General features: G+C 70.9%; 7 protein-coding genes. All 7 read right to left on the bottom strand.

Annotated features, from left to right (window positions below):
* A partial coding sequence (locus tag VFN12_RS07360; protein WP_325117979.1) for a phenylalanine--tRNA ligase subunit beta occupies positions 1 to 1,244 on the bottom strand: 1,244 nt, incomplete at its 3' end.
* A gap of 16 nt (positions 1,245 to 1,260) precedes the next feature.
* Positions 1,261 to 2,358, bottom strand: coding sequence for a phenylalanine--tRNA ligase subunit alpha (pheS, locus tag VFN12_RS07355; RefSeq protein WP_325117977.1), 1,098 nt, complete (start codon positions 2,356 to 2,358; stop codon positions 1,261 to 1,263).
* A gap of 91 nt (positions 2,359 to 2,449) precedes the next feature.
* Positions 2,450 to 3,523 carry a PAS domain-containing sensor histidine kinase gene (locus VFN12_RS07350; RefSeq protein WP_325117976.1) on the bottom strand — a complete coding sequence of 358 codons (1,074 nt, stop codon included), beginning with the start codon at positions 3,521 to 3,523 and terminating at the stop codon, positions 2,450 to 2,452.
* A gap of 10 nt (positions 3,524 to 3,533) precedes the next feature.
* Entirely contained in the window at positions 3,534 to 4,310 is a 777-nt protein-coding gene (locus VFN12_RS07345; RefSeq protein ID WP_414690015.1) for a TrmH family RNA methyltransferase, read from the bottom strand.
* Between the two features lie 8 nt (positions 4,311 to 4,318).
* Positions 4,319 to 4,711, bottom strand: a complete 393-nt coding sequence (gene rplT, locus VFN12_RS07340; protein WP_325117974.1) for a 50S ribosomal protein L20 — start codon at positions 4,709 to 4,711, stop codon at positions 4,319 to 4,321.
* Between the two features lie 47 nt (positions 4,712 to 4,758).
* Positions 4,759 to 4,953 carry a 50S ribosomal protein L35 gene (gene rpmI, locus VFN12_RS07335; RefSeq protein WP_325117973.1) on the bottom strand — a complete coding sequence of 65 codons (195 nt, stop codon included), beginning with the start codon at positions 4,951 to 4,953 and terminating at the stop codon, positions 4,759 to 4,761.
* Between the two features lie 46 nt (positions 4,954 to 4,999).
* Positions 5,000 to 5,686, bottom strand: coding sequence for a translation initiation factor IF-3 (gene infC, locus VFN12_RS07330; protein WP_325117980.1), 687 nt, complete (start codon positions 5,684 to 5,686; stop codon positions 5,000 to 5,002).
* Between the last annotated feature and the right edge of the window lie 68 nt (positions 5,687 to 5,754).

The raw sequence follows: 5,754 nt of genomic DNA, 5'->3' as shown, positions 1-5,754 counted from the left end.
GTCGGCATCGCCGGAGCGCTCCCGACCTTCGTCACGCCGGGATCGATGGTGCCCCCGCCGTACGTCGTGAGCAGCTCGGCCACCCGGTCGGCCGCGGCCTCCGGGATGGTCGGGTCGACGCCGCGCTCGAAGCGCTTGGAGGCCTCCGAGGGCAGCTTGTGCCGCTTGGCGGTGCGGAAGATCGACACCGGCGCGAAGTGGGCGGCCTCGATGACGATGTCGGTGGTGGTCTCGGTGAGCTCGGTCTCCGCTCCGCCCATCACGCCGGCCAGGCCGATCGGGCCGCGGTCGTCGCAGATCAGGAGGTCCTCCGCGGAGAGGGTGCGCTCGACGTCGTCGAGGGTGGTGAGCCTCTCCCCCTCCTGCGCGCGGCGGACCCGGATCGGCCCGCGCAGCGCCGCGCGGTCGTAGCCGTGGATCGGCTGTCCGAGCTCGAGCATCACGTAGTTGGTGACGTCGACCGCCAGCGAGATCGGCCGCATGCCGGCAGCCCGGACCCGCTGGGCGATGAAGTCCGGGGTGGTGGCACGCGGGTCGAACCCGGTGACCGTGCGGGCGACGAAGACCGGGCAGCCCTCGACGTCCTCCACCTCCACCGGGTACCCCGCGCCGTCGGGCTCCGGGGTCCGGCGGAGCGCGGGGTCCCGGAACCCGGTGGCTCCCTCGACCGAGACCGCGACCTCGCGGGCGATGCCCCGCAGCGAGAGGCCGTAGGCCCGATCGGGGTTGATCTCGAACTCGATGACCTCCTCGTCGAGACCCAGGACCGGCCGGGCGTCCTCGCCCGGCTGCCCGGCGTCGGCCGGGAGCACGATGATGCCCTCGTGGTCTTCGCCGAGGCCGAGCTCACGGGCGGAGCAGATCATGCCGGCCGAGACATGTCCGTAGGTCGTGCGCGCGGAGATCTCGAAGCCGCCGGGGAGCACCCCGCCGGGCAGGACGACGACCACGAGGTCGTCGACCGCGAAGTTGTGGGCTCCGCACACGATGCCCTGCGGCTCGCCGGTCCCGTTGGCGTCGCCGACGTCGACGGTGCACCAGTTGATCGTCTTCCCGTTCTTCTGCGGCTCAGGCTCCAGGGTGAGCACGCGGCCGACCACGAGAGGACCGGTGATGCCGGCACCGGGGCTGGCGATGGCCTCGAGCTTGAGGCCGGTGAGCGTCAGGCGCGCGGTGATCTCCTCGCTGGTGACGCCGGCGGGGACGTCGACGTAGTCGAGGATCCAGGACAGGGGGGCCTTCATCGGTGGGGTGCCCTTCTCAGATCTCGGTGCCGAACGCGGCACTGAACCGGACGTCGCCCTCGAACAGCGGACGCAGGTCCTCCAGGTTGTGCCGGAACATGAAGCTGCGGTCGATGCCCATGCCGAACGCGAAGCCCGTGTAGGTCTCCGCGTCGACGCCGCAGGCGGTCAGCACCCGCGGGTTCACCACTCCGCAGCCGCCCCACTCGATCCAGCCCTCGCCGCGACAGGTGCGGCAGGACGCGGCGTCCTGGCCCCGGCACACGAAGCAGCGCACGTCGACCTCGGCCGACGGCTCGGTGAAGGGGAAGTACGACGGGCGGAAGCGCGTGTCGATGCCGTCGCCGAACAGCTGCCCGGCCAGGTGGTCGAGGCAGCCCTTGAGGTGGGCCATCGTGATGCCCTCGTCGACGACGAGCCCCTCCACCTGGTGGAACATCGGGCTGTGCGTGGCGTCGTACTCGTCGGTGCGGAAGACCCGCCCCGGGCAGGCGACGTAGATCGGCGGCGTCCGCGTCAGCATCGTGCGCGCCTGGACCGGCGAGGTCTGGGTGCGCAGCACGACGTGGTGGTCGACCGGCTCGGTCCAGAAGGTGTCCTGCATGGTGCGGGCCGGGTGGTCGGGCCCGAGGTTGAGCGCGTCGAAGTTGAGCCACTCGGCCTCCACGACCGGACCCTCGGCGATCTCCCAGCCCATGGCCACGAAGATGTCGGCGATCAGCTCGGACTGGAGCGTGATCGGGTGCCGGCCGCCACGCCGGGTGCGCTGGGTCGGCAGGGTGACGTCGACCGTCTCCTCGACCAGCATCCGCTCCTCGTGCTCGGCCTCGAGCACCTCCTGCCGGGCCGCGAGGGCCTGGTTGACCGCGCCGCGCGCCTCACCGACGCGCTTGCCTGCCTCCTTGCGGGCCTGCGGCGGAAGCGCCCCGATCTCGCGGTTGGCCAGCGCGAGCGGCGACCGGTCGCCCGCGTGTTCGAGCCGCACCTGCTTGAGCGCCGCGAGGTCGTCGGCGCCGGCGATGGCCGCGAGCGCCGCCTCGCGCATCGCCTCGACCTCCTCCGCCTTGAGCGGAGTGACCTCGACGGGGTCGTAATCGGTGTTCGGTCCCGACATGGTGGCCTTTCGCGGACGGACGTTCGGGGCGGACGAATCAGGGGGCAAGTCTAGGAAGCGGTGAGCGCGGGACGCGAACGGGTTCGGCCGGTCAGGAGCCGCGGCCGGGTCGCAGGTCCTCGGCCGGCCAGGTCAGCTCGACCCGCGCTCCCCCGCCCGGTGCGTCGCCGATGGCGACCGAGCCCCCATGCGCCCGGACCAGCCCGTTGACGAGGTACATCCCCAGACCGGATCCGCCACGCGCCCCGCTCTTCCAGAACTTCGTGAAGACGCGACGCCGCATCTCCGGAGCGATGCCCTCGCCCTCGTCCTCGACGACGACGCGAACGCCGGGGTACTCGTCGGCGGGCCCGAGCTCCTCGGCCCGGACCGTCACTGTCCCCTCCCCGTGGCGCACGCCGTTCTCGATCAGGTTGGTGACCACCTGGGTGAACTTGTCGGGGTCCACGCTCACCTCGGGCAGCTCGTCCACCGCTCTGTAGACGATGGGCCGGGCGGTCCCGGCCTGGACCGACGCCACGGCCCGGCCGACCAGCACGTCGGCGTCGGAGGGCCGGGGGTACAGCGCGAGACGACCGGTGTCGATGCGGGCGACGTCGAGCAGCTCGGCGATCAGCCGGCTCAGCCGCTCGGAGTCGGAGTGGACGGTCGTGAGCATCAGCTTCTTCTGCTCGTCGTTGAGCTTGTCCCAGCGGTTCAGCAACGCCTGGACGAAGCCCTTGACCCCGGTGAGTGGGGATCTCAGCTCATGGGCGACGGTGGCCACCAGGTCGGAGCGCTCCCGGTCGAGGCGGGCCCGACCGCGTCCGGAGCGCAGCACCACCACGACCCGTTCGATGGGCTGGCTGATGCCGGCCCGGGACAGGCGGGTGGCGACGAGGACCTCGTTGCCGCTCGGCAGGATCCACGACTGCTCCGGGATCGCCACCCGGGTCCGCAGGCCGTCGTAGGGACGGTTGGTCGCGTGCCAGTCGTTGCCGTCCTGGTCTCGCAGCAGCAGCACCTCGGGCAGCGGCTTCCCGACGCTCTCGTGACTGGAGACGGAGAGCATGGCAGCGGCCGTCCGTGACACGAGGGTGACCATCCCTGCGGCGTCCGCGACCACGAGGCCGTCCGGCAGCGCGTCGGCCAGGGCCTGCGCGTCCTGCGACCACTCCTCGTCCACGTCGGCCACCCTAACCGCGGTGGGCGCGCGCCGAGGCGTAGAGGCACAACGCTGCGGCGGTGGCGAGGTTGAGGCTCTCGGCCCGACCGTGGATCGGGATCCGGATCCGGTGGTCGGCGGCGGCCGCCAGGTCGGCCGGCAGGCCCCAGGCCTCGTTGCCGAAGAGCCAGGCCGTGGGGCGGGCGAGCACCTCGTCGGCGTCGTACAGGTCGAGCTCGCCGGCGCCGTCTGCCGCCAGCACGACCAGGCCTGCCTCGCCCGCCGCCCGGACTGCGGCGATCGGGTCGGGCTCGATGGCCAGCGGGAGATGGAAGAGGCTGCCGGCGCTGGCCCGCACGGTCCGGGGGTGGTGGGCATCCACCGAGCTGCCGGCGAGGACCACCGCGTCGGCTCCGGCCGCATCGGCGGTCCGGACCACGGTGCCGGCGTTGCCGGGATCGCGTACGTCGGCGCAGACGGCCACCAGCCGTGGTCGACCGCCGAGGACCGCGTGGAGCGGGACGTCGAGGAAGTGGCACACCGCGACCAGCCCGGCCGGGGTGACGCTGTCACTGAGCGAAGCGAGGGCCGCCTCGTCGACCAACGTCCAGGGCGCCCCGGACGCGACCAGGTCTGCGTGCTGCTCGGTCGCCGCGGGTGTCGCGAACACCTCCGCGACGCACCCGTCGACCGACAGCGCGCCCGCGACCGCGTTGGGCCCGTCGGCAAGGAACAGCCGTCGTCCGGCGCGAACCGGACGACGGCTGAGCTTGCGCGCTTCCTTGACCCGGGCGTTGCCACGGGTCAGTGGGGTGGTCAGGCGGAGGCCTCGGCCTTCGGCGCGTTCACGTCGTCGGGGAGTGCCGCCTTCGCGGTCTCGACCAGCGTGTTGAACGCGGCCACGTCGTTGACGGCGAGGTCGGCGAGGATCTTGCGGTCGACCGTGACGCCGGCGAGGTTCAGGCCCTGGATGAACCGGTTGTAGGTCATGCCCTGGGCGCGGGCCGCAGCGTTGATGCGCTGGATCCACAGCTTGCGGAAGTTGCCCTTGTTCTTGCGGCGGTCGTTGTAGCTGTAGACCAGCGAGTGGGTGACCTGCTCCTTGGCCTTGCGGTACAGGCGCGACCGCTGGCCGCGGTACCCGCTGGCCCGCTCGAGGACGACCCGGCGCTTCTTCTGGGCATTCACTGCCCGCTTGACGCGTGCCATTTCTGATTACTCCTTGTTGCTGGTGTCGGGGGAGGCGTGTCGTCGGCTCAGATGCCGAGCATCTTCTTGGCGCGCTTGACGTCGGCCTTGGCGATCTCGGTGGTGCCGGACATCCGACGGGTCACCTTGGAGGGCTTCTTCTCCAGGTTGTGTCGCTTGCCGGTCTTCTCGCGAAGGATCTTCCCCGATCCGGTCACGCGGAAGCGCTTGCTCGCTCCGGAGTGCGTCTTGTTCTTCGGCATCTTCCTGCTCTCTCTCGTTGCTACGTGCGGTGGTCGTGCGCTGGGCTCAGGCCTCGATCTCGGGGTCGAGGTTCTCCGACCGGCCGCGCTGCTTCTTCTTCGAGCCGCCTTCGTGGCCAGCGTTGGCTGCGGTTCGCTCCGCGCGCTCCTCGGCCTGGGCCGCGGCACGCTCGGCGGCGCGCGAGGCCTTCTCGGCCTTGAGCTCCACCTTCGCCTCGGCCTTCTTCCGGTGCGGCCCGAGGACCATGATCATGTTGCGGCCGTCCTGCTTCGGCGCGGACTCCACGAACCCCAGCTCGGTGACGTCCTCGGCCAGCCGCTGCAGCAGCCGGAAGCCGAGCTCGGGCCGGTGCTGCTCGCGCCCCCGGAACATGATGGTGATCTTGACCTTGTCGCCGGCCCGGAGGAATCGGACGACGTGGCCCTTCTTGGTCTCGTAGTCGTGCGCGTCGATCTTGGGACGAAGCTTCATCTCCTTGATGACCACGTTCGTCTGGTTGCGCCGTGCCTCACGGGCCTTCTGGGCGTTCTCGTACTTGAACTTCCCGTAGTCCATGAGCTTGCAGACGGGCGGGCGGGCGGTCGGCGCCACCTCGACGAGGTCGAGGTCGGCCTCCTGGGCCAGCTTCAGTGCCTGATCGGTCGGGACGATTCCGACGGTCTCCCCGTTGGGTCCCACGAGTCGGACCTCGGGTACCCGGATCCGATCGTTGATTCGCAGCTCGGTGCTGATGTGTCCTCCATGGTGGTCAAGTGGCCGGAAGACACCGTTCGACTCTCGAAGGTGGCGAAAATCGAAGA

The sequence above is a fragment of the Nocardioides sp. genome, from assembly GCF_035703625.1.
Classification (GTDB): domain Bacteria; phylum Actinomycetota; class Actinomycetes; order Propionibacteriales; family Nocardioidaceae; genus Nocardioides.
The sequence above is the reverse complement of the archived record's forward strand: the minus strand, read 5'-3'. Positions and strand labels throughout refer to the sequence as shown.